This is a genomic window from Zoogloea sp. (genome assembly GCF_041914405.1).
Lineage (GTDB): Bacteria > Pseudomonadota > Gammaproteobacteria > Burkholderiales > Rhodocyclaceae > Zoogloea.
This window is the reverse complement of sequence record NZ_JAYSDK010000018.1, coordinates 72,935-99,305: the sequence shown is the minus strand read 5'-3', so window position 1 is coordinate 99,305 and position 26,371 is coordinate 72,935. Positions and strand designations below refer to the sequence as shown.

The window sequence follows — 26,371 nt, the reverse complement described above, 5'->3', positions numbered from 1 at the left end:
CCGGCACCTGCACCTTCTACGGCACCGCCAACAGCAACCAGATGCTGATGGAAGTGCTCGGCCTGCACCTGCCCGGCGCCGCCTTCGTCACCCCCAACACGCCGCTGCGCGACGCGCTGACCCGCGCCGCCACCGAGCGCGCCGCCCGCATCACCGCCGCCGGCCCCGAATACACGCCGATGGCCGAGGTCATCGACGAGAAGGCCATCGCCAACGCCATCGTCGGCCTGCTCGCCACCGGTGGCTCCACCAACCACACAATCCACCTGGTGGCCATGGCCTGGGCGGCCGGCATCCTCATCGACTGGGACGACTTCAACGCCCTGTCCGACGTGGTGCCGCTGCTGGCGCGCATCTACCCCAACGGCAGCGCCGACGTGAACCACTTCCACGCCGCCGGCGGCATGGGCTTCCTGATCCGCGAACTGCTCGGCCTCGGCCTGCTCCATGAAGACGTGAAGACCGTTGCCGGCCAGGGCCTGTCCCACTACACCCGCGAGCCCTTCCTCGACGGCGACACCCTGGTGTGGCGCGACGCCCCGGCAAACAGCCTAGACACCGACGTGCTGCGCAGCGGCGGCGAGCCCTTCAGCGCAGATGGCGGCCTCAAGCTCCTCACCGGCAACCTGGGCCGCGCGGTCATCAAGGTGTCGGCCGTCAAGCCCGCCAACCGCGTCGTCGAGGCCCCGGCCATCATCTTCGACAGCCAGGACGACATGCTCGCCGCCTTCTCGCGCGGCGAACTGCACCGGGACTTCGTCGCGGTGGTGCGCTTCCAGGGCCCCCAGGCCAACGGCATGCCAGAGCTGCACAAGCTGACGCCGGCCCTCGGCGTGCTGCAGGACGAAGGCTTCAAGGTGGCGCTGGTCACCGACGGCCGCATGTCCGGCGCGTCCGGCAAGGTACCGGCGGCCATCCACGTCACGCCCGAATGCATTGCCGGCGGCCCCCTCGGCCGCGTGCGCGACGGCGATGTACTCCGCCTCGACGCCGAAACCGGCGTGCTGGAAGCCCTCGTCAGCCCCGTCGAATGGGATGCCCGCACCGGAGCCGTCGCCGACCTGTCCGCCCACCAGCACGGCATCGGCCGTGACCTGTTCGTGAATGCCCGTGCCCATGCCGCCGGCGCCGAACAGGGCGGCATCACCTTCGCCCCCTACCCCACCCCCGCCGCCTGAGCCGGCACCGCAGAGAGAACCACCATGCAAACCCGAGAAATCCTCGCCGCCAGCCCCGTCATGCCGGTCATCGTCATCGACGAACTGGCCTCCGCCGTGCCCCTCGCTCGCGCCCTCGTCGCCGGCGGCATCCGGGTGCTGGAAGTCACGCTGCGCACCGCCGCCGCGCTGGACAGCATCCGCGCCATCGTCGCCGAAGTACCGGAAGCCCTGGTCGGCGTCGGCACCATCGTCAGCCCCGCCGATCTCGAAGCCGCCCGCGCCGCCGGCGCCCGCTTCGGCGTCAGCCCCGGCGCCAATGCCGAGCTGCTGGCCGCCGCACGGGACAGCGGCCTGCCCTTCCTGCCCGGCGTGATGACGCCCTCCGACGTCATCGCCGCCGTCGCCGCCGGCTTCGACACCCTCAAGCTCTTCCCCGCCAAGCAGGCCGGCGGCGTCGGCATGCTCAAGGCCCTCGGCGGCCCCTTCCCGCAGCTGCGCTTCTGCCCCACCGGCGGCATCGATCTCACCAGCGCGCCGGAATTCCTGGCCCTGCCCAACGTGGCCTGCGTCGGCGGCTCCTGGCTGACGCCCGCCGACAAGGTGCAGGCCGGCGACTGGGCCGCGATCACCCGTCTCGCCGCCGACGCCGCCGCGCTGCGCCGCCCGGCCCACGCCGCCTGAGCCCACGGCCATGCCGCGCTACCGCATCGTCCACGCGCACTTCGACGGCCTGCCCACGGTGGCCCTGGAGGACACCCACAGCGGCGCCCGCGCCGTGCTGTGCACCACCGGCGCCACGCTGCTGAGCTGGCAACAGGCCACCGCGGACGGCACGCTCGAACTGATCGACGGCTACGCCAGCGCCGCCGAGCTGCACAGCCAGGCCGGCGTGCGCAGCGGCATCATGGCCCCCTTCAGCAACCGCGTGGCGGATGCCCGCTATCGCTTCGACGGCATCGAGTACGACCTGCAGCCCGGCGTGCCGGACACCGAGCGGCTGATCTACCACGGCTTCCTGCGCAGCCTCGAACTGCCCATCGCCGAAGCCTGGGCCGACGACGAAGCGGCCAGCGTGGAGTTCGCCTGCACCGCCATCCGGCCCGGCGCGTTTGCCGGCTACCCCTTCGCCCTCGACCTGCGCATCCTGTTCTCCCTGTCCGACCAGGGCATCGCGCTGGAGCTGGAAGCCCACAACGTCGGCGACGTGGCAGCTCCCTACAGCTGCGGCTGGCATCCCTACTTCCGGCTCGGCGACGAGGGCATCGAGCACCTCAAGCTGCACCTGCCGGCCCGCCACGGCATCGCCACTGACACCGAACTGATTCCGCTCGTCGATGGCGCCGCCTACCAGCCCTTGCACGCGCAGCCGGCCCTCGACTTCCGCCTGCCCTGGGCCATCGGCCACACGGTCATCGACGGTTGCGTCGCTGATCCCATCGCCGACGCCCACGGCATCGTGCTGACGCGCCTGCGCGACCCGCTCAACAAGCGCGCGCTGGAAGTCTGGCAGCACGGCGGGCTGGTGCACCTGTTCACCGGCGACACGCTGGCCCGCGACGGCCGCCGTGCGGTGGCCATCGAGCCGGTATCCGCTATGACCGACGCCTTCAACCGCCCCGATTGCGCCGCCGCGATCCGCCTGCCGCCGGGCAGCAGCCACCGCTTCCGCTGCGGCGCCCGCTTCGCGCAGGGCTGAGACGCAACCCACACCTATAAATACCAGGAGACAAGCGTGCCCCACCGCAACACCAAGATCATCGCCACCCTCGGGCCGGCCAGCGCCGACGAGGCGAGCATCCGCGCCCTCGCCGAAACCGGCGCCGACGTGTTCCGCCTCAACTTCAGCCACGGCAGCCACGACAACCACCGCGCCGTTCATGCCGCCATCCGCCGTGTCGAGGCCGCCCTCGGTCGCCCGCTCGGCATCCTGATGGACCTGCAAGGGCCCAAGCTGCGCCTCGGCACCTTCGCCAGCGGCAAACCGCGCCTGGCCCGCGGCGACCGTATCCGCTTCGACCTGGACATCACGCCGGGCGACGCCCACCGGGTGTGCATTCCCCACCCGGAGATCATCGCCGCCGTGCGCCCCGGTGACACCCTGCTGATCGACGACGGCAAGATGCGCTTCCGCGTCGTCGAGAAAACCGGCGACGTCGTCACCGCCGAAGCGCTCACCGACGGCCTGCTGTCCGACCGCAAGGGCGTCAACGTGCCGTCCGTGGCGCTACCCCTGTCGGCGATGACCGCCAAGGACCAAGCCGACCTGGCCTTCGGCCTCGAACTGGGCGTCGACTGGGTGGCCCTGTCCTTCGTGCAGCGCCCCGAAGATCTCTTCGAAGCCCGCGCCCTGATCGGCGATCGTGCCTGGCTGATGGCCAAGATCGAGAAGCCCGCCGCGCTGGCCCATCTCGACGCCATCATCGCCGCCGCCGACGGGGTGATGGTGGCGCGCGGCGACCTGGGCGTGGAACTGCCGCCCGAGGAAGTGCCGGGCCTGCAGAAGCGCATCGTGCGGCGCTGCCGGGAAGCCGGCAAACCGGTGGTGGTGGCCACGCAGATGCTCGAATCGATGATCGAGGCCCCGGCGCCGACCCGCGCCGAAGCCTCCGACGTGGCCACCGCCGTGTATGACGGGGTGGACTGCGTGATGCTGTCCGCCGAATCGGCCTCCGGCAAATACCCGCGGGAAGCCGTCGAGATGATGACCCGCATCATCGCCTGCACCGAGTCCGACCCGCTGCAGCGCCAGCTGATGGACGCCGTGCATGGCCGGCTTGAGCACAGCAGCACCGACGCCATCGGCGCCGCGATGCGCACCGTGGCCGGCGTGCTGCCGCTGGGCGCGACAGTGGCCTACACGTCCTCCGGCGCCACCACCCTGCGCCTCGCCAACCAGCGCCCGCGCGCACCGATCCTCTCGCTGACGCCCGACGAGCGCGTCGCGCGCCGCCTGGCCCTGGTGTGGGGCGTGCGCTCGCGCCTGTCCCGTCGCGTCGCGCCGACCACCACCGACCACGACGCCGCCATGCTTGCCGAGGCGGCCGAAGCCTGCCGCGACGAGGGCCTCACCCAGCCCAGCGACGCCTTCGTGCTGGCCGCCGGCGTGCCCTTCGGCACCCCCGGCAGCACCAACCTGCTGCGCGTGGTGCTGCCCGGCAGCGCCCCGCAAACCCAATCCCTATAAGACGACAGCCCACCAAAGGACACGACCATGACCCACACCGACGCCCGCGGCAATCTCAAGGAAAGCCTGCTCGCCCTCTTCCCCGAGGAACACCAGATCGCCGAGGACTGCCGCATCCTCTCCCCACTGCACCAGCGCAGCATCCTGCTCGACGGCGAAATGCACGTGTGGAAAGGCGAAACCCGCCCGGTGCATTCCCCCATGTGCGTGCGCGGCGCCGATGGCAGCCTGGCCCACGTGGAGCTGGGCAGCTACCCGATGACCGGCACCGCCGAAGCCGATGCCGCGCTGGCCGCCGCCGAGCGCGCCTACGACCACGGCCGCGGCCAGTGGCCGACCATGTCGGTGGCCGAGCGCATCGACTGCGTGCAGAACTTCACCAACCAGATCATCGCCCGCCGCCGCGAGATCGTTAACCTGATCATGTGGGAGATCGGCAAGAGCCTGGCCGATTCCGAGAAGGAATTCGACCGCACCATCGACTACATCAAGGCCACCATCGCCGAGCTCAAGCAGCTCGACAACGGCAACTCGCGCTTCCAGATCGTGGACGGCACCATCGCCCAGATCCGCCGCTCGCCGCTCGGCATCGTGCTGTGCATGGGCCCCTACAACTACCCCATGAACGAGACCTTCACGACCCTGATCCCGGCGCTGATCATGGGCAACGTGGTGGTCTTCAAGCCGCCGCGTTTCGGCGTGCTGCTCTACTACCCGATGCTGGAGGCCTTCCGCAGCGCCTTCCCGCGCGGCGTCATCAACATCGTGTACGGCCAGGGCAACGTGGTGGTGCCGCATGTGATGGCCTCCGGCAAGGTCAACGTGCTGGCCCTCATCGGCACCAGCAAGGTCGCCGACCAGCTCAAGAAGGCCCACCCCAAGTCCAACCGCCTGCGCGCCGTGCTGGGCCTGGAGGCCAAGAACGCGGCCATCATCCTGCCCGACGCCGACGTGGAGCTGACCGTCAAGGAATGCATCGCCGGCACCCTGTCCTTCAACGGCCAGCGCTGCACCGCCATCAAGATGATCCTGGTGCACCAGGCCATCGCCGAGCGCTTCCTGCGCCGCTTCTGCGAGGAGATCGGCAAACTCAAGATCGGCATGCCGTGGGAAAAGGGCGTTACCCTCACCCCGCTGCCCGAGATGAACAAGGTCGCCTACATGAACGACTGCATCGCCGACGCCGTCGGCCAGGGCGCCCGCGTGCTCAACGAAGGCGGCGGCACCTCGGTGGAGACCCTGTTCTACCCGGCCGTGGTGTACCCGGTGAAGGAAGGCATGAAGCTCTACCGCGAAGAGCAGTTCGGCCCGCTGATCCCGGTGGCACCCTTCGAAGACATCGAGACCGCGCTGGAATACGTGATCAGCTCCGACCACGGCCAACAGGTGTCCATCTTCGGTACCGACCCGGACCAGATCGCCAGCCTCGTCGACCCGCTGGTGAACCAGGTGTGCCGCGTCAACATCAACTGCCAGTGCCAGCGCAGCCCGGACATCTTCCCGTTCACCGGCCGCAAGGACTCCGCCGAGGGCACCCTGTCGGTGCACGACGCACTGCGCGCCTTCTCCATCCGCACCATGGTCGCCGCCAAGCAGACCGAAGCCACCAAGACGCTGCTGGACGCCATCGTGCTCGGCCACAAGTCCAACTTCCTCAACACCCACTTCATTCTCTGAGCCGCAGGAGCCCATCACCGTGAGCAAGATCATCGACCTCATCGGCCGCGAAATCATCGACTCCCGCGGCAACCCCACCGTCGAATGCGACGTGATCCTCGACTGCGGCGCGGTCGGCCGCGCGGCGGTGCCCTCCGGCGCCTCCACCGGCAGCCGCGAGGCCATCGAGCTGCGCGACAAGGACCCGGCCCGCTACGGCGGCAAGGGCACCCGCCAGGCCGTCGCCCACCTGGACGGCGAGATCCGCCGCGCGCTGGTCGGCCTGCCGGCCAGCGAACAGGTGCGCATCGACCAGACCCTGATCGCCCTCGACGGCACCGACAACAAGTCGCGCCTGGGCGCCAACGCCCTGCTCGCCGCGTCGATGGCCACCGCCCACGCGGCGGCGGCCGCCACCGGCCTGCCCCTCTACCGCTACCTGGGCGGAGCCGGCCCCATGCTGCTGCCGGTGCCGATGATCAACGTCATCAACGGCGGCGCCCACGCCAACAACAGCCTGGACCTGCAGGAGTTCATGATCGTCCCCACCGGCGCCCCCACCTTCTCGGAAGCGGTGCGCTACGGCGCCGAGGTCTTCCACAGCCTCAAGCGGGTGATCGGCGAGCGTGGCATGAGCACCGCCGTCGGCGACGAAGGGGGCTTCGCCCCGTCGGTGGCCAGCAACGAGGCGGCGCTGGAGCTGATCCTCGAAGCCATCGAGAAGGCCGGCTTCGTCGCCGGCAAGGACATCCACCTGGGCCTCGACTGCGCCGCCTCCGAGTTCTACCGGGACGGCCGCTACCAGCTGGCCGGCGAAGGCCGCAGCCTGAGTTCCGACGAACTGGTGGACATGCTCGCCGGCTGGTGCGCCAAGTATCCGATCATCACCATCGAGGACGGCATGGCCGAGGACGACTGGGACGGCTGGGCCAGCCTCACCCACGCCCTCGGCGACAAGGTGCAGCTGGTGGGCGACGACCTCTTCGTCACCAACACCAACATCCTGCGCGAGGGCATCCGCAAGGGCATCGCCAACTCGATCCTGATCAAGGTGAACCAGATCGGCACCCTCACCGAGACCATCGCCGCCATCGACCTGGCGCGCCGCCACGGCTACACCTCCATCGCCTCCCACCGCTCCGGCGAGACCGGCGACACCACCATCGCCGACCTGGCCGTGGGGCTGTCCACCGGGCAGATCAAGACCGGCTCCATGAGCCGCTCCGACCGCGTGGAGAAGTACAACCAGCTGCTGCGCATCGAACAGCAGCTCGGCGCCGCCGCCCGCTATCCCGGCCGCGACGCCTTTCCCCTCGCCGACCTCTGAGACGGGCCCGCCATGAACGCCATCGATCCCCTCAAGGCGGCGGAGGGTCGCCTGCGCCGCGACATCCGCCAGCTCGGCCAGCTGCTCGGCGACACCGTACGCGCCCAGCACGGCGAGGCCGCCTTCGAACTCATCGAGCGCATCCGCCGCCTGTCCACGGGTTTTCACCGTCTCGATGACGAGGCCCTGCGCCAGGAGCTGGCGGCCACGCTGGACGGCCTCAGCCCCGAGCAGACCACCCAGGTGGTGCGCGCCTTCAGCTACTTTTCGCAACTGGTGAACATCGCCGAGGACCAGGACCAGCTGCGCCGCCGCCGGGCCGCCCAGCTGGCCGGCGAGGCGCCCGCTCCGGGCAGCCTGGACGTCGCACTGCAGCGCGCCTTCGACTCGGGCCTCGACACCGTGGCCTTGCGCGAGGTGTTCCGGAGCGCCGAGATCTCGCCGGTTCTCACCGCCCATCCGACTGAAGTGCAGCGCAAGAGCATCCTCAACTGTCAGCAGGCCATCGCCCGCCTGCTCGACGAGCGGGACCGGATGCAGCTCACGCCGGACGAGCAGGAGGCCAACGCGGACGCCCTGCGCCGCGCCGTGCTAACCCTGTGGCAGACGCGCATGCTGCGTTTCAGCAAGCTGTCGGTGATGGACGAGGTCAGCAACGGCCTCTCCTACTTCGACGCCACCTTCCTGACGGAGCTGCCGCGCGTCTACGCCCGCCTGGAAGACCGCCTGGCCCGTGCGGAGGGCAAGGACGATGACGCGAACACGCCCGAGCTGCCCAGCTTCCTGAAAGTCGGCAGCTGGATCGGCGGCGACCGGGACGGCAACCCCTTCGTCACCGCCGCGGTGCTCGAAGAGGCCCTCGCCACCCAGGCTCACCGCCTGTTCGCCTGGTATCGCGAGGAAGTGTCCACTCTCGCCTCGCAACTGTCCGTCGCCGAGCTGCTGGCCGGCGCATCCGACGCACTGCTGGCCCTCGCCGCCGCGTCGCCGGACCGCTCGCCCCACCGCATGGACGAGCCCTACCGGCGCGCCCTCTCCGGCATCCTGGCGCGCCTCGCCGCCACCGAAGCGCATCTGCGCGGCCAGCCGGTCGATGGACAAGCCACACCCTACGCCAGCCCCGCCGCGCTGGCCGACGACCTGCGCACCGTCCGCGATTCCCTGTGCGCCCACGGCTGCGCGCCGCTGGCCCGCGGTCGCCTGCGGCGCCTGCGCCGGGCGGTGGACGTGTTCGGCTTCCACCTGGCCCCCATCGACCTGCGCCAGAACTCGGACGTGCACGAGCGCGTTGTCGCCGAGCTGCTGGAAGCCGCCCATCCGGGCACCGGCTACCTGCGCCTGCGCGAGGGCGCCCGCATCGAGTTGCTGCTGGCCGAGATCGCCTCGCCGCGCCCGCTGCTATCGCCCTACCGCAGCTACACCGCCGAAACCGAAGGCGAGCTGGCGATCTTCCGCGCCGCCCGCCAGGCCCATTTGCGCTACGGCCCTGCGGCGGTGCCCAACTGCATCATCTCCAAGACCGACGGCGTGTCCGACCTGCTGGAAGTGGCCCTGCTGTTGAAGGAATGCGGCCTGCTGCACCCCGAGGATGGGCGGCTGGACGTGAACATCATCCCGCTGTTCGAGACCATCGCCGACTTGCAGAACAGCGGCCCAGTGATGGACCGCCTGCTATCCCTGCATCCCTACCGTCGCCTGCTGGCGTCACGCAACCACACTCAGGAGGTGATGCTCGGCTACTCCGACAGCAACAAGGACGGCGGCTTCCTCACCTCCGGCTGGGAACTCTTCAAGGCCGAGACCGAGCTGGTGTCCGTGTTTGCCCGCCGCAACGTGCGCCTGCGCCTGTTCCACGGCCGCGGCGGCTCCGTCGGGCGTGGCGGCGGCCCCAGCTACCAGGCCATCCTGGCGCAGCCGAAGGGCGCCGTGCAGGGCCAGATCCGCCTCACCGAACAGGGCGAGGTGATCGCCGCCAAGTACGGCCGTCCGGAAGCCGGCCTCGCCAACCTGGAAGTGCTGGTCGCCGCCACACTGGAAGCGAGCCTGCCCGGCGGCGGTGGCGATGCGCCGCGCGCCGACTTCGTCGAAGCGATGGACGAACTCTCCGCTGCCGCCTTCGCCGCTTATCGGGCGCTGGTGTACGAGACCGACGGCTTCGAGCGCTACTTCCGCGAATCCACCGTGCTGGCCGAGATCGCCGACCTCAACATCGGCAGCCGCCCGGCGTCGCGCAAACCCTCAACCGCCATCGAAGACCTGCGCGCCATCCCGTGGGTGTTCAGCTGGGCCCAGTGCCGCCTGATGCTGCCCGGCTGGTTCGGCTTCGGCAGCGCGGTGGGCGCCTACCTCGCTACCCACGGCGACGGCGGCCTCACGCGCCTGCAAGCGATGCAGCGGGACTGGCCCTTCTTCGCCAGCCTGCTCGGCAACATGGAGATGGTCCTCGCCAAGAGCGACATCGCCATCGCCGGCCGCTACGCCAGCCTGGTGGAAGACGCGGCCCTCGCCGCCGCGATCTTCCCGCGCATCCAGGCCGAACACGCGGCCACCGTGGACGCCGTCCTGCGCATCACCGGGCAGGCCGAACTCCTCGATGCCAGCCCGCAGCTCAAGGACGCGTTGCGCAACCGCGTCCCCTACCTGGACCCGCTCAACCACGTGCAGGTGGAACTCCTGCGGCGCTACCGCCAGGGCGATGACGACGAGCGCATCCGCCGCGCCATCCGGCTATCCATCAACGGCATTGCGGCCGGCCTGCGCAATTCGGGGTGAGGCATGAGCGCATACGTCCGGCCGCCCGAAGCAGGCGCTCATCCTCCCTTGGGGAGGTGGTCACATATTGACCGGAGGGTAGTTCAATGAACCTGCATGACTACAAGGATCTCATCGGCTACGCCGCCGCCGTCCTCACCACCGTCGCCTTTGTGCCCCAGGTGCTGCACACCTGGCGTACCCGCTCGGTGGATGACGTTTCCTTTGGCATGTACCTCGCCTTCACCACTGGCATCGGCCTGTGGCTGATCTACGGCATCCTCGAGCACTCCTGGCCGCTGATCCTCGCCAACACGCCGACCTTCGCGCTGGCGCTTAGCATCCTCGCGATGAAGGTCCGCTACGGCGGACGGCGCGCGAATCCGAGCTGAGGCCGCGGGTCCTTTCCCTCTCCCTCGTTACCCTGATCGGTGAAGGCCGATCAGGGCTTTTTTTGAGCTGCCGCGTTACCTTGCGAGCGGGACAACCAACGCAGTATCGTCTCGTAGAGGGCTTCGGGAATGACAGGCTTGGCGACAAAGTCGTTCATGCCTGCGTCAAAGCAGTTCTGCCTGTCTTCTTCAAAGGCGTTCGCCGTCATCGCCAGGATGGGAGTATCGACGTTGAGCGAGTCCACCCGGATCGCCTTGGTCGCATCGAGGCCGTTGAGATTAGGCATCTGCATGTCCATCATGATCAGCGCGTAGCGCTGCTGCCTGGCCATGGCCACCGCCACCTGGCCATCCTCGGCAAGATCCACGGCCAGTCCGGCGTCCTCCAGAAGACTCCGCGACACCTCCTGATTGACTGGCTCGTCCTCCACCACCAACACCTTCGCGCCGCCATACACGTCGATCAGGCGCTGTTCGACAGGTAGCAGCGTAGCCACGGCCGGCATACCCGTCACGGCAGCCCCCGCTGTATTCAAGCGCACCGTAAACCAGAAGTCGCTGCCCTGGCCCACTTCGCTATCGACGCCGATCTCGCCGTCCATCATATGCACGAGCCGTTTGCTGATCGCCAGCCCCAGGCCCGTGCCCCCGTACCGGCGGGTGATCGACGTATCCGCCTGCTCGAAGGCGGTAAATAGCTTCTCCTGGTTCTCCGCCGCAACGCCGATGCCGGTGTCGATGACATCCCAGCGCAGGAGAAGGCTCTCGGAATCGTCCGCGATGATCCGGCAACGCAGAGTAATGGAGCCCTCCGAAGTAAACTTGACCGCATTGCCGGCCAGGTTGAGGAGGATCTGCTCCAGGCGCATCGGGTCGCCGATCACGCCGAGATTAGGCAGGCCGGCAGCGAGATCGATGTTGAGCTGCAGCCCCTTCTCCGCCGCCTTGTGGCCTACCAGGCTGGCCACGTTCTCGATGGCCTCGCCCAGGCGGAAACGGGCGTTTTCGAGTGTGAGGCAGCCGGCCTCGATCTTGGAGATGTCCAGAATATCGTTGATGACGTTCAACAGGTGTCGGGAGGCCACGTCCACCTTCCCGAGCTGATCCTTCAAGGTCGGATCGGCGGTATTGCGCAGGGCCAGCCGCGTCATGCCCATGATGGCGCTCATCGGCGTGCGCAGCTCATGGGACATGTTCGCCAGGAAAGTGCTCTTGGCCCGGCTGGCCTCCTCCGCCCGCTGCTTGGCGAGCAGCAGGGTTTCCTCGGAGCGTTTGCGCACCAGCAGGTTCTGGATACGCGCCTTAAGCTCCAGCGGCAGGATGGGTTTGGCCACGTAATCGTCGATACCGAGATGGAACAGTTCGATGCGCCGGGCTGCATTGTCGAACGCCGAGGTGGCCAGGATCAGGATGTTTCCCAGCGGCGCAGGCTGCCGCCGGATCCGGTTGATGAAGCGGGAGCCCGTCATGTGCCCGCCCAGCACGATGTCGCAGATCAGGATGTCGTAGCTCTTCTCGCGGATCGCGTTCCAGGCATCGTCCGCGGAATCGAAGGCATCGACCTCCATCCCCCACTCACGCATCTGCGCGCACAGGTGCAGTTGCTGGTCGCGGGCATCCTCCACGTAAAGCGCGCGGCACGGCATCTGGCCATGCACTCTCAAGAAACGGCGCAGGAAGGTGACCAGCTCCTCCACATCCTGCTTTCGGAACAGCTCGGTAGCACCAGCATGGCTCGCGGCTTCAGCCAGCTCTGTTGAAGGGCTGGCTGTCAGGATCACGATAGGTTCGTAAGGCGCCAACTGCGGGTTGCGCAGCTTGCGGGACAATTCGGTCCCTTCGCCGTCGGCCAGCTGCCACGCCAGGATGAAGCAGTGGAAATACTCCTTCGCAACCGCCTCCAGCGCCTCGGCAATGCTCCTGACCAGGACGATTCGAACACTCTCGTCCCCCAAAGCGTTTTCGAGGATGTCCCGGTACAAATGCCCGTTATCGGCCAACAGAATGTTGATAGCCATGAATGCCGTGAATACGCGCTGTGCCCTGAATGGGCAGTAAGCATATTCCATTGGCGCGGGACGTGTGACGCTTTGATCGTCGGGGCTCGATGCGGCCTGTGAACTTCTGCATGAACGCATGCTGCGTTGCCGGGCATCTTGGATGCCGCCCGGGCCGTCAGCCTCACATAGTCTTTCCATGTCTGGAATCAGGCTCCGTCCCGGCCCGTGCAGCCGCCACTGAACTCTTTCCCAAAATGGTGATCACTGTCCGGCAGGAAACACGCGGATTACGAGACCGCCAGAACCCGACCCGTGTTTCCGCACGCTGCAGCTTGATAACTGATCATAAATAGAGGAGTCCTGCATGTTGAAGTTGAAAGGCGCGCTCGGCCTGCTGGCCGCGGGCGTTCTCGTCTCGATGAGTCCGCTCGCCCTGGCCCACGGCGACGTTACCCCTCACCCCATCGATACCTCGGCACTCAAGCAGCTCGGCACCACCTGGGCCGACGCCAACCCTTACCGGGGTGACAAGCAGGCGGCGGCCGTTGGCGCCGAAGGCTATATGCACAACTGCGCCGGCTGCCACGGCCTCAATGTCATCACTGGCGGCGTCGCACCCGACCTGCTCAAGCTCGACGCGGACTGTCTGGACATGGACGCCAAGGAACAGCAGGAAGCCTGCCTGAAAGACACCGACGCCTATTTCAAGGAAATCACCCTCTCCGGCAAGAAGAACAGCGAAGGCCGCTACACGATGCCCGCCTACAGCGCCGTCTTCACCCAGGAAGCCGTCTGGGCCCTCAAGGCCTACGTGGACGTCCGCACCCACGAGGAACTGCACAAGTAAGTCCCCGACAAAACCCTCGCCCCGGCCCGGACACCCCGGCCGCAGCGAACCCTTGCGATGGACGGCGCACGAAGACCGCCCCACCCCGCAAGCACTTCATTCAATTCCCAAGGCCTTGATCAGCACCACCTGATCAAGGCCTTTTCACATCCGGAAAGGACCTTTTTGGGGGGTAAATTTCACGTCGGACGCATCACCTGCTAAGACGTGATACCCATTTCGATGCGGTATGCTTCTCTCCACCAACGTGCAGATACTTTGAAAGGTTGGAGCATGCCAGAGCACCTCAATCTACTAGGCAAGCGCGTATTAATCACCCACGCCGATACCTTCATGGGGCCCACGCTATGTGAAGTCTTCGCGGAACATGGCGCCACGGTAATACCCAGTACTGCCACGTTGATCAGTGAGGATGAACCCGCAGCAATCTTCGCTGCTGCTGGCCATGTGGACATTCTGGTGGCCAATTTGTCGATTCCGGCGCCAACCACTCCGGCAATTGAGGCCTCTGAGAAAGAGTGGAGGGAGACATTTGCAGCGTTGGTGGATCCGCTTCCGCGACTCTTTCGCGTCGCCCTGCCCCCCATGATCGAGCGGCAAGCAGGAAAGATACTGGTCATGGGGAGCGCATCGGCGCTGCGGGGTATGAAGCGTGCATCCACCTACAGCGCTGCCAGGGGTGCGCAACTTGCCTATGTGCAGTCAGTGGGCGCCGAGATGGCTGCGCACAACATTCAGATCAACGCAATTGCCCAAAACTTCGTAGACAACCCAACCTATTTTCCTGCTGACGTGCAATCCAACCCGCGTTTTCAGGAACGACTCAAGCGAGAGGTTCCGCTCGGCCGTCTAGTCTCGGCAAAGGAGGATGCAGAGTTCGCCGTCTATCTTTGCAGCGAACAGGCCAATTGTTTCGTGGGGCAGGTGTTCCCTGTCTGTGGTGGTTGGGTGCAACGATGATCTCATCAAAGATTGGAAAAAATGCCAGCTTCGAGGCGATCGCCGACGTAGTGGCTCGCAGCGTGAAAGCCTGCTGAAGGTTGGTAATAGACCGCCGGTCCGCTCTACCCTTGAACTTGACGCATCCCCTGTGCTCCACGATGATGGCGCTTGGCATTTTTCTGGCGCCGGCGCACCTCAGGAGCAACGCGCCTCGCAACACAAGACTCTTTCCCGTCGCCATGCGGGCGGTGGGCAGAAGCAGGGACGACTCTGCTTCTTGTACTTCATCGGGGACGGCCCCATATGCATGGGGAACCCAGATGAACTGGATCGCACTCTTCTTCGCCGGCCTGCTTGAAGTGATATGGGCCATCGGCCTCAAATACACCGAAGGCTTCACTCGCCTGTGGCCCTCCGTCGGCACCGCCCTCGCTTTTCTGCTGAGCCTGGGCCTCCTCGGCTGGGCTATGCGTGATCTCCCCGTTGGAACGGCCTACGCAGTGTGGGTCGGCATTGGTGCCGTCGGCACCGCCATCGTCGGCATGGCCCTACTCGGCGAACCCGCCTCCCTCCCCCGCATCATCAGCCTCGGCCTCGTCGTTGCCGGCATCGTCGGCCTCAAGCTTTCGTCGCCAGGATGACATCAAGCACTGCGCTCAAAGAATGTGGTCGGACGCATGAACGATCCATCGGCGTGCACATTGATCCTGCGCCGGCGCACATCGCGTAATGGCTCGCGAATCATGACGTACGTAATCACTTCACCGATATCGTATTAGAAATCGCCTGAACCGCCTCAACAACACGACGAGCATCATTTCGGATGTGCTTGATTATACTTCCCGCAGAATTCGCGAGTGCGACACCCTCCGTTACCTGTGTCAGCCCATTTTTCATGTTTTCGGTAACAGCAGAGCTCTCATTCTGAATAGAGTGGACCATGTCTGTAATTTCGGCGGTAGAGCTAGCCGTGCGCTCTGCCAGCCGTCGAACCTCGTCTGCCACGACCGCGAATCCGCGACCAGACTCCCCGGCGCGTGCAGCCTCAATCGCCGCGTTCAATGCCAGAAGGTTGGTCTGGTCTGCGATCTCTTTGATCGTATTTGTGATGGAGGAAATGTCTTTGGTGCGCTGGCCAAGGGCAAAGACTTCGGCTGCTGCGCGTTCGACGCCCTGAGCAATGGACTGAATCTTGGCCACTGCTTCCAGGATGATGGTCTCGCCCTTTCCGGAAATCTGCTCCGTCTCAACGGCGGCCGCTGATGCAAATGCGGCGCTTTCCCGCTCCGCTTCATTGCGGAGGACCTTCTGAGTTACATCAACGGCAGTCTTGACGATGCGCTCAATCTTCCCGTAGGCATCTGGAATCGGGTTGTAGCTTGCTTCAAGCCACACCCGCTCGCCGCGCCTGTTGATCCGGCAGAACTGTCCGGTCGAGAACCGCCCGGCTCTTAAATCCCGCCAGAAGGCTTCGTATTCCTCACTTGCCGAGTATTCCGGAGGGCAAAACATCCGGTGATGCTGGCCGATAATGTCACTTTCCGGGTAGCCCATCACATTCAGGAAGTTGTCGTTGGCCTTGAGCACCGTTCCATCCGAGCGGAACTCAACGACAGCCATGGAGCGCTCAATGGCTTCGACCAGCGCCTTCATCCGCGCAGCCTCTTCGACGCTCGATGTGATATCCGAGGCAAACTTGATCACCTTCACGACCTTCCCCGCAGCATCCCGGATCGGGTTGTAAGTTGCCTCCAGCCAGACGATCCGGCCCGAGCGGTGGCGGCGCTTGACCTTGCCTTGGTGGAACGTGCCGGTTCGGAGCCCCTGCCAGAACTGTCTATAGCTGTCCGAGAGCACGTATTCCGGATCGCACAAGTTCGCGTGCGATTGCCCAACGATCTGATCCTGCTGAAACCCCATCAGATCGCAAAAGTTCCTGTTCGCGGCGATGACCACCCCATCCAGGCTCAGCTCCACGACGGCTGTTGACTGATCCACTGCAGTGCTGACTGCAGCCTGCTCGGCGAGCATCTGCTCAAGTTCAGCGATTCGGGTCTTTAGTCTTGCGTTAAACATGAATTATTCCCGTTCTACCCCGAATCACATTATGGCCTTCTGACATGACCGTCTGAACACACTATGTCTTCTCCCCTCCATGCGGGCGTCGGTGAGCGCGGGCGGGGCCTTACAGCGACAGGCACCGTGCAATGATGCTCGACATCCCTGATTCCGGCCGCCACCCCGGCGTTCATCGATGTATCGTGCTCGAATGGGGATGTGTCCGGCAATAAGACCGGCCCCCGGCTTTCCTCGAGACTTGCTCATGCTGACCAGCCTTATCAACAACATTGCCTTTCTGGTCGCCCTTGTCGCCGCTAGCCAGGTTGTCGCGAGCCGATTTTCCAATGAGGGGACTTATCGGCGGCTCCTGCTTGGACTGCTGTTCGGAGGAGCCACCCTCCTTGGGATGCTCAATCCGTTCGACTTCGAACCGGGCATCATTTTTGACGGCAGGTCGATTGTTCTTGCTGTTGCAGGTGCCAGCGGTGGCGCAATCACCGCTGCGGTCGCCGCGGGGATGGCTGCTGTCTATCGGTACCAGATCGGTGGCGTTGGCGCGCCTGTCGGGATTTCCGTCATAGCGATGTCTGCGCTGCTGGGGGTTGCTGCCCGGCGTTACTGGATCAAGGGCGGTAAGCCACCGTCGATATTTCAGTACTTGGCCCTGGGTATCGTCGTCCAGCTTTCTCAGCTCGCCGCATTTACCCAGATTCCCGAGCGGATAGGTTTTACGTTTATACAGCAGGCCTGGTGGGTTCTGCTGCTATTTTATCCTCCGGCAACCATGCTTTTGTGCCTGATATTCCGTGATCAGGAGCAAAGGATGGAGAGCCAGCGAGCCTTGCAGGCGGCACAGGAGGCCGTCATGCGGGAGCGATCCATGCTGCGCACGCTGATCGATACGCTCCCAGACTTGGTCTGGCTCAAGGACGGCGGCGGTGTGTACATGGCTTGCAATCATCGTTTCGAGCTTTTTTTCGGGGCACCAGAACGAGATATCGTCGGTAAGACTGATTATGACTTCGTCGAGAAATCCCAGGCGGACGCCTTTCGTAATAATGATCTTGCTGCGCTTAAGAATAACGGAGCTTCAAAAAATGAAGAGAAAATAAGTTTTGCGTCGGACCAGCACGAGGAAACTCTAATGGTCACAAAAATTCCAATGAGGGATGAGAAAGGTGAGCTGATCGGAATTCTGGGTATTGGACATGACGTTACGCAAAGCCGGGTCGCCAAGCAGGCGCTGGAGAACAGCGAAAAGCAGCTGAGATTCGTTCTAGAGGGCTCCGAGTTAGGTTTCTGGGACTGGGACATCCAGACCGGGGCGGTGTTCCGGAACGAACGGTGGGCAAGGATGCTCGGATATGAGCCTGGGGAGATTCGTCAGTCTGCGCAGCAATGGACGGACTTCGTCTTTCCCGATGATCGGGACAGGGCGTGGGAGTCCATCAATGCGGTGCTTCAAGGGCGTTCAAGTATGCATCGCTTGGAGTACCGTATGTTGCGGAAGGATGGTTCGGTAATCTGGATTCTGGATCAGGCCAGCGTGATGCAGCGTGACCCGGAAGGGAAACCAACACGCATGTGTGGCACCCATACGGACATATCCGAGATCAAGGCTGCTCAAGCGGAACTTATACGACATCGTCTGCACCTGGAGGAGCTGGTTGGCGAGCGCACGCGTGAGTTGATGCTTGCCAAGGAGGCTGCGGAGGCCGCGAACGTGGCCAAGAGTGCCTTCCTCGCGAACATGAGCCACGAAATCCGGACTCCACTCAATGCCATCACCGGAATGGCCTATCTGCTCAGGCAATCGGGCCTGTCGCCGATGCAAATCGACCGCCTCGACAAGATTGAGGCGGCAGGACATCACCTCCTCGATATCATCAATTCCATTCTCGACATTTCCAAGATTGAGGCAGGCAAGTTAGTCCTGGAAAATCTGCCGATTGACCTTCACTCGATTCTGAAGAGTATTTTCACGATGCTGGAGGAGCGCGCGCGTCACAAAGGTTTGGCCATCACCATGGAGATTGAGGCGGATGATGATCGGCTCATGGGTGACCCAACACGACTTCAGCAGGCGTTGTTGAATTACGCGGCCAATGCCGTCAAGTTTACCCAGCGCGGCCGGATAGCGCTTCGCGTCAAGGAGGAAGCCAGAACAGACAAGTCAGTTACGCTCCTCTTCGAGGTCGAAGATACCGGTATCGGCATTTCATCCGCTGCACTGCCAAAGCTGTTCGAAATGTTTGAACAGGCGGATAACTCGACCACCCGGAAGTATGGCGGGACGGGGCTGGGGTTGGCGATTACGAGGAAGCTCGCCGAGCTGATGGGCGGCCAGGTGGGCGTGAGCAGTATTGAAGGAAAAGGCAGTCGGTTCTGGTTTACCGCGGAGCTTGCCAGAGCCGATCAGAAGTTCGGCACATCCCATGGGGAAAGCCGGGAAGAAGCCCCGTGCATCATTTCACGAGACCATTCAGGCAGACGCGTTCTTCTGGCAGAGGACGAGCCCGTTAACCAGGAGGTTGCATTAATGCTCCTTGAGGATGTCGGGCTTTCGGTTGACCTCGCAAAAGATGGTTTGGCTGCCTTGGACATGGCTGTCCGAACGCCCTATGCCCTTATCCTGATGGATGTGCAGATGCCGAATCTCGATGGTCTGAATGCCACGCGCAGGATAAGGCAGTTGCCGGGTCTGTCCGGCGTGCCGATTATCGCGATGACGGCGAATGTGTTCGCAGAGGACAAAGCTCGCTGCATTGAGGCGGGCATGAATGACTTCATTGCCAAACCCGTTCAACCCGATGCCCTATATCAGACCTTGCTCACCTGGCTAGCCAGGCCGTGATCCTCATTTCAATTGACTGGCCTAGTGATTGGAGGTCGTCCTTTTGCGCAACCAGCTCAGGATGGTTCCATACATCCGGTCCGGCTCCACGGGCTTGGCAATGAAGTCATTCATGCCGGCCTCAAAACAACGCTCGCTGTCCTCGCTGAAGGCGTTGGCGGTCATGGCGATGATCGGCAAGTCCCGGCCAACCGGCAGTTTGCGAATCTCGCGGGTTGCCTCCAGGCCGTCCATATTCGGCATCTGCATATCCATCAGGATCATCGCGTACTGACCGGGTGCTGCCGCCCGCATCTTGGCAATCGCTTCCAGACCATCGCTCGCAATGTCGATTTGAAGCCCGGCATCCGCCAGATTTTCCTGCGCCACCATCTGGTTGATTTCGTCATCCTCCACCAGCAGGATGAGGGTGCCGGCAAAGCTCTCGACGATCTCCTGGCAAGCGTCCTTGGCCGGTAGCGCCGACTGGACCAGCGCACTTTCATCGAGTTTTTCGAAGACCGCGGAGAACCAGAATGTACTGCCTTTGCCCAGTACGCTGGAGGCGCCCGCCTCACCGCACATCAGTTCCGCCAGCTTGCGAGTGATCACCAGGCCGAGGCCGGTACCGCCAAAGCGCTTCGACATGGATGAGTCCCCCTGCTCGAAGGCCGCGAATAGCTTGGGCAATTGGTCGGGAGCGATGCCGATACCGGTATCGATGACCTCGAAGCGAAGCTTGACCCGGGATTCCGATTCGCTCTCCTTCACGGTGCGTATCGTCACACTGCCTGAGTCGGTAAACTTGATGGCATTACCGACGAGATTGAGCAGGGCCTGCATGATTCGCATCGAGTCGCCATTGAGCGCGCGGGGCACCGGATCCGACTCGGTGTGCAGGGCGAGTCCTTTGGCGCTGGCGCTCTCCGAGAGCATGGAGACGACATGATTCGGAATTGGCCTGACATCCATCGGCTCTTCAAGGATCACTAGCTTGCCCGCCTCGATCTTGGAGAAATCGAGGATGTCGTTGATAAGGTGTAGCAAGTGCTTGCCGGAGGCATGGACCAATTCGAGTTTCTCGGTCGCCTCACTGTCCAGCTTCTTTTTCCGAAGTAGATGGGTTAGCCCGATGATGGCATTCAAGGGCGTACGGATTTCATGGCTCATGTTCGCCAGGAAGGCACTCTTGGCAACGTTGGCCGATTCAGCCATCAAGCGCGCCCGCTCCATTTCCGCCAGGTGATTGCGCTCGTCCGTAATGTCGTCCAATAATGAGAGGACCCCTTTGGAATGATCCGCAGGATCGACGGCAGTACCCGTCAGTCGGACCCAAAAGCGGCTGCCGTCCTTGCGCACCAGTTCCTGCTCGCGGGAATAATATTCACCTCGCCATATCTTCTCGTAAGGAGCGCCACCTGCGGCGCGGTAGGTTTCATCGTCGGGATACCAGATAGCTGTCATCTTGCCGATCATCTCGCCCATCGGCCAGCCGAACATTGCGTGCAAGCGACGGTTTCCGCGAACAATGACCCGGTCGATGATCAGCGCGATGCCGGAACTTGCCGAATCGACGATCGCTTCCAGCTGCTGAGTGCGCAGGGTGAGTTCGGCCGAACGAGCAGCAACCAGTGCCTCCAATTGATCATTAAGAGCTGCGGTCGCCGCCTCGGCCTTCTTGCGCCGACGATTCTGGATGGCCAGCGCCGCTGACAGGGTGGCGAGCACCGCGATAGCCAGCGCCCCACCAAGCACGGCAGACCGGTACTCGCTCCATAGCATGCGCGGGCGGTTCAGGAATACAGTATTTGCCGGCAACCTGGCGGGGTCGCCACCCCAGCGCTGGAGCTGGAGCCAGTCGAACATCGGCTCAGGCGGCACGATGGCCTCGGTATCATTGGGATCGATTCGGCGTGTACCGGAAAGCACTTCGAAGCCGATCTCCCCCACCCGCCGGGCAACCGATGTGGTGTTGACGACCGAACCGCCGGTCAGACCAACGCGAATGTGGGCATCGTACAGGGCCAATACAGGTTGATTGGCTCGTTTGGCGACTTCGGTAGCAACCTCCGCCGGAATGAAATTGCGTCCGGTCTTGTCCTTGTAATAGGTTCCGAGGAGAACGAGGGTATCGCCTGGCAGGTTGGAGATGCGTTGCAGGACTTCGTCATAGGATAGCCCGGCGGTATCCTCCACCTCGAGGTGTTCCGGCATGGTGGCGAGCGCAGCCTCTACCTGCGTCTGGAAGTCAGGTTGCTGTGTAGCCGTACCGCCAACCACGACCAAACGACGCGTGCGCGGAAAGATTTCAAGCCCATAGCGGACGGTTCCCGCGATATCCCACCTTCGGACGATGCTCAGGACGGGATGTTTCGGTCCGCGCCAACTGACCGCCGGATTGGAAAGCAGGCTGCCCAGTACCGGAATCTCTGGCGGTACGATGCCGTTGCCTTCCTGAGCAAGAAACTCCAGTGCCTCCTGGTTCTGCACAACGACAAGACCGACGTTGGCCTTGTCCACTTTCTCGCGCAACAATTCTGCCAATCTTGCCCGCCACAGCGGATCAAGGTTGCGGACGAGGTCGAGCATTTCGACGTAAATATTGTTGGCGCTCACCCCATTTTCTTTGAGGGTGGCAACGACGCCGGAGGTCAGCGTGTCGGTGACCGGGAGACCGTATTGCACCCCCGAGAGAATCAAAACGGACTTGCGCTGCGATCCGCGATCACCGGCTGCGTGCTTTAATCCTTGCTCACCACCAATTGGGGTGGCCCAAACGGCCATAGAGGTTAGAAGCAAGAATATGCCGAAGACAGGAGAACATAATGCTCTTGCAAAATGAAGAAAGCACCGGCGATTAAAAAATCGGCCCAAGCTTTCCATCAATCTCCCGGAAAAAAGCACCGGGCACTCCTTATTTCGTCCGAGCTCCCCCGAAAGAAAGGTTAATTTTCTTTTCGGATGCTGTGGAGCTGCGGAATGGAGCATTTCTTGATCTTGGCCCAAATTTTACATCTTCACTTTATGCACAATCTGCCTGCCAAGTCTAGATATTCCGGCTTATAGCAAGGTACAGCACCCTTACGCAGACTCATCCACATTGGTCCCCAGCGTGCCATCCGTCACCTTGGCGGAAGGCTGCGCAGCGGTTGTCTTGCTACCCTCCTCTTCCGACTCCTGCTTCTTGTGGGCGTGGAGCTAGGCGCGACGGTGTTGTTGGGCTAGTTGCCGGTATCCTTCTTGAGAAACGGGGCAATGACATCCATCGGCAGCGGGAAGACGACGGTAGTGTTTTTGTCGGCACCGATCACCGTGAGCGTTTCGAGGTAGCGCAGCTGGATGGCCTGCGGTTCCTGCGCCAGGATCCTGGCGGCCTGGAAGAGTTTTTCGGAGGCCTGCAGCTCGCCTTCGGCGTGGATCACCTTGGCGCGCCGCTCCCGCTCCGCTTCAGCCTGCCTGGCAATGGCGCGGACCATGGATTCCGTAAGGTCCACCTGCTTGATCTCGACGTTGGAGACCTTGATGCCCCAGGCGTCGGTTTGCGTGTCGAGGGCTTGCTGGATGTCCAGGTTCAGCCTTTCGCGCTCGGACAACATGTCGTCGAGCAGATGCTTGCCAAGCACTGAGCGCAGCATGGTCTGCGCGAGCTGGCTGGTGGCGTTCATAAAATCGACGACCTGGATGATCGCCTTTTGCGGGTCCACCACGCGGAAGTAGATCACGGCGCTGACCTTGACCGAGACGTTGTCCTTCGAGATCACGTCCTGGGTGGGCACTTCCAGCACGACGGTGCGCAGATCGACCCGCACGGCCTGCTGGATGCCGGGGATGATGATTACCAGCCCCGGCCCCTTCACCTGCTGGAAGCGGCCCAGGGTGAAGACGACGCCCCGCTCGTACTCGCGGAAGATACGAATGGCCGAGGCGAGGAAGAGGATTGCCGCGAGAATCAGAAACGGCGTGAAGAAGCCGATTTCAACTGCATCCCAAAACATTTGCTGCCTCCTGTTCCTGAAGATTGCGGAACACCCGGGAGAGGCATCCCGTACACCTAGACTACGCCGATCGGTGTGCTGGTGATACGTTCAGGGAGCAAAGAGCGCGGGGACTGCTGACGAACGTCGATCCGTTATGAGACTGCCCTTGTCCAAAGGCCACGCTTACAGGGTTCCGGCCACGGCGCTGGCCAGAAAAGCCTTGTCCTTAAGATCCCAGTCGACGATGTGCGTGCCCAGGTAGTTCTTGATGATCTCCTGTAGCAACCGCAGATCTACGCCGCTGCTCATGCAACTGCATAGCAAGTCAGCGACCAGTTCCTGGATCGCCATGTGCTCTCGCTGATGCTCGACCAAGCCAGGGCATCTGTTCAGTTCCAGGAGCATCTCTTCGTGCGCGAAATGGCTATTCAGCAGCGCGGCGAAGTCATTGAGGATCTCATGAATGTCCCGGTGAACGGGAGGATTGCCAGTGCTCGTTTGTACTGGCAGGCAATCACACAGCGCAAAAAGCTGCTGATGCTGCTTATCGATCTGAGCTCCATCTACCTGGAGGCGGTCATGCCATTCGAGCGACATCTTCAATCCATTCTTTTTCCTGAGACTTTACGCAAGGCTCATGAAATGGATATGAGGAAGATCACTTTTAATGGATTTTGACAACAAAAAAGGGACTGCCCAGCAATCTGAGCAGTCCCGTTCTCACTCCAACTACAGGAAGGCAACTGTATTTGATGGTTGTCTGTGTTGCGCCTCCTGCGGCTCCTCCATGTCGGCGGCGACTCTAGCACAAGAGTTCATGTAGGGGTTAATACTTACAATTTACCCACGCAGGACGAAAAAAAACCCAGGCGCTATGCGGGCCTGGGCTTAATCCACACCAAAGGAGGAGGGTGGAGGAGACAGCCGACAGAGTACCGTCAGAACAGTCAGACCGGATTTGATTGTTCTGATCGATCCATAAATTTTTTTGTTGATCGGCAGCCAGGATGGCGCAAGTACAGCGAGAACGCGGGGCAGGCGTCGGATGGCTAGCGCGATTTCTGCAACTGCCCATGCTCTAGGGAAGGCAGCGTGCCGAACAAGGCGCGGTAATCCCGCGCGAAGTTGCCGAAGTGCCAGAAGCCCCAGTGGGATGCGGCTTCGGAGACGGTGGCGCAGTGCCGGAGCATGGCGCGGACGCCGTTGAGGCGGACGATCTTGATGAAATCCAGCGGCGTGCAGTTCAGGCCGACCTGAAAGCAGTTCTGCAGCGTGCGGCGACTCACGTTGAGGGTGTCGCAGAGTTCCTGGATGCTCGGCGGTGTATCCGGCGTGCCGACGACGATGTCACGCACGTTCTTGATGAGCTTGAGGCGCTGGGCATTGCTCATGCGCACCGTCTCGGTATCGATGCGCGTCAGCATCGTATCGATGAAGGCGTTGGCGATGGACTGCCCGAGAGAGTGCAGCAGATAGTCGCTTTCGAGGGTCTGCGGGGCGCGTTCGGCCATCAGCGAAATGCCGGTGATGAAGCTGCGCAGGGAGGCGATGCTCTTTTCGTCCACCTTGACCAGTTGCGGTCTTTCGAGCACCTGGGCGACTTTTTCCGCTTCGGATCGGCTGAGTTGATCGAGCAGGTCGGAGGCCCGGATGACGATGCCCGACATGACCAGGCCTTCCGGCGACAAATATTCGAATCCGCCCTGCCCCGCAAAACAATGCAATGCCGCGGTGGACATGGATTCGCCGCAAAAATGGCCGTCACCCTCATACGCCAATGGCAAGCCGATGGCGACGATATCCGGCGGCATTGCACCGGTCTGGAAAAGCGTGCTGCTGGTCGTCTCGAAAAACAATTGGAGACCGGGAAAATCGAGCTCCTTGAATTCCCCTTTGAAGGCCCCTGCGGAAAGCTGCGAGTAATGCTGCTGCCAGCCCTTCAACTGGGCGGCCTGTTCTTCCAGATCCGACGTGCGGACGGAGCGGATGTGGTTCTCACTTTCCGCTGTTTTCTCTGAAAAGGGTAGCCGCGTAAGGGACGAATCGTTCATCTCGAATTCCTGGAAGCGGGAATACAGTATCACGATAAATAGCGGCGGCAAGAGGTGTCGCCGTCGGTCGCACACTTGCCGATTTTGGACAGCACGCGCCGCCTTGCGCTTGACGACGAACCGGCAGAGGTACGCCCAACAACGAAGATCCCCATTTAAATCAGCATCTTGAAGCTCTACTTCAGGTCTGCCGATTTGCGATAGCGGCGCATTGGGCGCTGACTTAACGTTACGGAAGGGACGCGGAAAGCGGTACGCAGTCCCCTATATCCATAACGAGGAGACAATGGTGATCAAGTTTCAAGGCTGCGGCCTGCGCGTTGCGCGCTATGCCGCATTGGGGATGGCTTCGGGTTTTCTTCTCAGCGCTCCGTCCTGGGCTGCCGAGCAATCCGGCGCCACGCCGGCGGCACCGGGCTATTCGATGACGGGCAATGTTTCCTTCAGCAACGATTACGTCTGGCGCGGCCTGAGCCAGACCTTCGGCGGGCCGGCACTGCAATTCGGCGTCGATCTCAAGCATGCCTCGGGCGTATATGCCGGCTTCTGGGCCTCCAATGTTTCGGAGAAATGGGTTCCGGGGGCCAATCTCGAAACGGACTATTACGTCGGCTACAAGACCGGGCTGGGCTCGCTGTTCACCCTCGATCTCAATATGCTCTACGTCTATTACCCGTGCGGCGATTACCGCAAGGCGCTGGACGGAAAGACCTTCACGTCTTCAAAGCCGAATACGCTGGAGCCCTCAATCGGGATCAGCTACGACTGGCTATCGGTGAAATACGGCCGCACGCTGACGCGCTTCTACGGCTGGAACGTCAATAATTCCGCGCCGGGCGTATTCTCGGCGGAAGACCCGCGGGCTGGCGTGACCGGATCAACCCGCGGCTCCCAATATGCCGAGCTGGGCGCGTCCTACGATGTGATGGAGTCGGTCAATGTGTCGCTGCAGCTCGGGCGGGAATGGATCGCCCACAGCACCGGCCTCAACTGGTCCTACGCGCGGATCGGCGTGAACAAGACGCTGGCCGACAACTGGAGCCTGGGGCTGTCCGTCTGGGCGACGACCCGGCCGGATGCGTTCAAGCACTACGCGGCGCTGACCGGCAGCGGTGACACCGACAGCGTCGCCCGGACCCGCGCAGTCGTCTCGATCGCCCGTGCGTTCTGACCCGAGGAGGAATGGCATC

General features: G+C 63.0%; 20 protein-coding genes. 14 read left to right on the top strand and 6 right to left on the bottom strand.

Annotated features, from left to right (window positions below; genetic code table 11):
- The 8 genes from ACE3RX_RS12630 to ACE3RX_RS12595 form a co-directional block, all read left to right on the top strand.
- On the top strand, positions 1-1,178 hold a 1,178-nt coding region (locus ACE3RX_RS12630), incomplete at its 5' end, for a dihydroxy-acid dehydratase (RefSeq protein ID WP_374484012.1).
- A gap of 24 nt (positions 1,179-1,202) precedes the next feature.
- On the top strand, positions 1,203-1,841 hold the full coding sequence (gene eda, locus ACE3RX_RS12625) for a bifunctional 4-hydroxy-2-oxoglutarate aldolase/2-dehydro-3-deoxy-phosphogluconate aldolase (protein ID WP_374484008.1): 639 nt from the start codon (positions 1,203-1,205) through the stop codon (positions 1,839-1,841).
- 10 nt (positions 1,842-1,851) lie between these two features.
- Positions 1,852-2,856 carry an aldose 1-epimerase gene (locus ACE3RX_RS12620; protein WP_374484005.1) on the top strand — a complete coding sequence of 335 codons (1,005 nt, stop codon included), beginning with the start codon at positions 1,852-1,854 and terminating at the stop codon, positions 2,854-2,856.
- A gap of 36 nt (positions 2,857-2,892) precedes the next feature.
- The gene (gene pyk / locus ACE3RX_RS12615) at positions 2,893-4,344 is read left to right on the top strand and encodes a pyruvate kinase (RefSeq protein WP_374484002.1); all 1,452 of its coding nucleotides are present in this window, start codon (positions 2,893-2,895) and stop codon (positions 4,342-4,344) included.
- Between the two features lie 27 nt (positions 4,345-4,371).
- Positions 4,372-6,021, top strand: a complete 1,650-nt coding sequence (locus ACE3RX_RS12610) for an NADP-dependent glyceraldehyde-3-phosphate dehydrogenase (RefSeq protein ID WP_374484000.1) — start codon at positions 4,372-4,374, stop codon at positions 6,019-6,021.
- 19 nt (positions 6,022-6,040) lie between these two features.
- Complete coding sequence (eno, locus tag ACE3RX_RS12605; RefSeq protein ID WP_374483998.1) at positions 6,041-7,327, top strand: phosphopyruvate hydratase; 1,287 nt, start codon at positions 6,041-6,043, stop codon at positions 7,325-7,327.
- Positions 7,328-7,339: 12 nt separating this feature from the next.
- Positions 7,340-10,099 (top strand): phosphoenolpyruvate carboxylase, encoded by a 2,760-nt coding sequence (ppc, locus tag ACE3RX_RS12600; protein WP_374483996.1) that lies wholly within the window; start codon positions 7,340-7,342, stop codon positions 10,097-10,099.
- A gap of 86 nt (positions 10,100-10,185) precedes the next feature.
- A complete protein-coding gene (locus ACE3RX_RS12595) occupies positions 10,186-10,470 on the top strand; it encodes a SemiSWEET transporter (protein ID WP_374483992.1) in 285 nt (94 codons plus the stop codon).
- A 50-nt stretch (positions 10,471-10,520) separates the two neighbouring features.
- Here ACE3RX_RS12595 and ACE3RX_RS12590 read toward each other — a convergent pair whose 3' ends face one another.
- A complete protein-coding gene (locus tag ACE3RX_RS12590) occupies positions 10,521-12,488 on the bottom strand; it encodes a response regulator (RefSeq protein WP_374483988.1) in 1,968 nt (655 codons plus the stop codon).
- 346 nt (positions 12,489-12,834) lie between these two features.
- Here ACE3RX_RS12590 and pedF point away from each other — a divergent pair, with 346 nt between their 5' ends.
- The 3 genes from pedF (at position 12,835) to sugE (ending at position 14,900) form a co-directional block, all read left to right on the top strand.
- The gene (gene pedF, locus ACE3RX_RS12585) at positions 12,835-13,317 is read left to right on the top strand and encodes a cytochrome c-550 PedF (RefSeq protein WP_374483985.1); all 483 of its coding nucleotides are present in this window, start codon (positions 12,835-12,837) and stop codon (positions 13,315-13,317) included.
- Positions 13,318-13,590: 273 nt separating this feature from the next.
- On the top strand, positions 13,591-14,277 hold the full coding sequence (locus ACE3RX_RS12580; protein ID WP_374483982.1) for an SDR family oxidoreductase: 687 nt from the start codon (positions 13,591-13,593) through the stop codon (positions 14,275-14,277).
- 302 nt (positions 14,278-14,579) lie between these two features.
- A complete protein-coding gene (gene sugE, locus ACE3RX_RS12575; RefSeq protein WP_374483979.1) occupies positions 14,580-14,900 on the top strand; it encodes a quaternary ammonium compound efflux SMR transporter SugE in 321 nt (106 codons plus the stop codon).
- Between the two features lie 115 nt (positions 14,901-15,015).
- On the opposite strand, the gene ACE3RX_RS12570 is transcribed toward sugE, so the two are convergent.
- Positions 15,016-16,335 (bottom strand): methyl-accepting chemotaxis protein, encoded by a 1,320-nt coding sequence (locus ACE3RX_RS12570; RefSeq protein WP_374483974.1) that lies wholly within the window; start codon positions 16,333-16,335, stop codon positions 15,016-15,018.
- A gap of 247 nt (positions 16,336-16,582) precedes the next feature.
- Between ACE3RX_RS12570 and ACE3RX_RS12565 the strand changes: the two genes are divergently transcribed.
- On the top strand, positions 16,583-19,174 hold the full coding sequence (locus ACE3RX_RS12565) for an ATP-binding protein (RefSeq protein ID WP_374483971.1): 2,592 nt from the start codon (positions 16,583-16,585) through the stop codon (positions 19,172-19,174).
- Between the two features lie 21 nt (positions 19,175-19,195).
- Here the strand turns inward: ACE3RX_RS12565 and ACE3RX_RS12560 are convergent, their stop codons facing one another.
- The 4 genes from ACE3RX_RS12560 to ACE3RX_RS12545 form a co-directional block, all read right to left on the bottom strand.
- On the bottom strand, positions 19,196-22,141 hold the full coding sequence (locus ACE3RX_RS12560) for a response regulator (protein ID WP_374483968.1): 2,946 nt from the start codon (positions 22,139-22,141) through the stop codon (positions 19,196-19,198).
- A gap of 233 nt (positions 22,142-22,374) precedes the next feature.
- Positions 22,375-23,148, bottom strand: coding sequence for a slipin family protein (locus ACE3RX_RS12555; protein WP_374483964.1), 774 nt, complete (start codon positions 23,146-23,148; stop codon positions 22,375-22,377).
- A 165-nt stretch (positions 23,149-23,313) separates the two neighbouring features.
- On the bottom strand, positions 23,314-23,727 hold the full coding sequence (locus ACE3RX_RS12550) for a bacteriohemerythrin (RefSeq protein WP_374484019.1): 414 nt from the start codon (positions 23,725-23,727) through the stop codon (positions 23,314-23,316).
- 452 nt (positions 23,728-24,179) lie between these two features.
- A complete protein-coding gene (locus tag ACE3RX_RS12545; protein ID WP_374483960.1) occupies positions 24,180-24,869 on the bottom strand; it encodes a helix-turn-helix domain-containing protein in 690 nt (229 codons plus the stop codon).
- 15 nt (positions 24,870-24,884) lie between these two features.
- Between ACE3RX_RS12545 and ACE3RX_RS12540 the strand changes: the two genes are divergently transcribed.
- Both ACE3RX_RS12540 and ACE3RX_RS12535 read left to right on the top strand, forming a co-directional pair.
- On the top strand, positions 24,885-25,148 hold the full coding sequence (locus tag ACE3RX_RS12540) for a hypothetical protein (RefSeq protein ID WP_374483958.1): 264 nt from the start codon (positions 24,885-24,887) through the stop codon (positions 25,146-25,148).
- A 322-nt stretch (positions 25,149-25,470) separates the two neighbouring features.
- Complete coding sequence (locus ACE3RX_RS12535) at positions 25,471-26,352, top strand: TorF family putative porin (protein WP_374483956.1); 882 nt, start codon at positions 25,471-25,473, stop codon at positions 26,350-26,352.
- Positions 26,353-26,371 lie beyond the last annotated feature (19 nt).

Excerpts from the sequence above, each read along its gene's own strand:
- eda (WP_374484008.1), top strand. The coding sequence starts at position 1,203 with ATGCAAACCCGAGAAATCCTCGCCGCCAGCCCCGTCATGCCGGTCATC.
- ACE3RX_RS12620 (WP_374484005.1), top strand. The coding sequence starts at position 1,852 with ATGCCGCGCTACCGCATCGTCCACGCGCACTTCGACGGCCTGCCCACG.
- ACE3RX_RS12610 (WP_374484000.1), top strand. The coding sequence starts at position 4,372 with ATGACCCACACCGACGCCCGCGGCAATCTCAAGGAAAGCCTGCTCGCC.
- ppc (WP_374483996.1), top strand. The coding sequence starts at position 7,340 with ATGAACGCCATCGATCCCCTCAAGGCGGCGGAGGGTCGCCTGCGCCGC.
- ACE3RX_RS12595 (WP_374483992.1), top strand. The coding sequence starts at position 10,186 with ATGAACCTGCATGACTACAAGGATCTCATCGGCTACGCCGCCGCCGTC.
- ACE3RX_RS12590 (WP_374483988.1), bottom strand. The coding sequence starts at position 12,488 with ATGGCTATCAACATTCTGTTGGCCGATAACGGGCATTTGTACCGGGAC.
- pedF (WP_374483985.1), top strand. The coding sequence starts at position 12,835 with ATGTTGAAGTTGAAAGGCGCGCTCGGCCTGCTGGCCGCGGGCGTTCTC.
- ACE3RX_RS12580 (WP_374483982.1), top strand. The coding sequence starts at position 13,591 with ATGCCAGAGCACCTCAATCTACTAGGCAAGCGCGTATTAATCACCCAC.
- sugE (WP_374483979.1), top strand. The coding sequence starts at position 14,580 with ATGAACTGGATCGCACTCTTCTTCGCCGGCCTGCTTGAAGTGATATGG.
- ACE3RX_RS12570 (WP_374483974.1), bottom strand. The coding sequence starts at position 16,335 with ATGTTTAACGCAAGACTAAAGACCCGAATCGCTGAACTTGAGCAGATG.
- ACE3RX_RS12565 (WP_374483971.1), top strand. The coding sequence starts at position 16,583 with ATGCTGACCAGCCTTATCAACAACATTGCCTTTCTGGTCGCCCTTGTC.
- ACE3RX_RS12560 (WP_374483968.1), bottom strand. The coding sequence starts at position 22,141 with ATGCTCCATTCCGCAGCTCCACAGCATCCGAAAAGAAAATTAACCTTT.
- ACE3RX_RS12555 (WP_374483964.1), bottom strand. The coding sequence starts at position 23,148 with ATGTTTTGGGATGCAGTTGAAATCGGCTTCTTCACGCCGTTTCTGATT.
- ACE3RX_RS12550 (WP_374484019.1), bottom strand. The coding sequence starts at position 23,727 with ATGTCGCTCGAATGGCATGACCGCCTCCAGGTAGATGGAGCTCAGATC.
- ACE3RX_RS12545 (WP_374483960.1), bottom strand. The coding sequence starts at position 24,869 with ATGTCCACCGCGGCATTGCATTGTTTTGCGGGGCAGGGCGGATTCGAA.
- ACE3RX_RS12540 (WP_374483958.1), top strand. The coding sequence starts at position 24,885 with ATGGCCGTCACCCTCATACGCCAATGGCAAGCCGATGGCGACGATATC.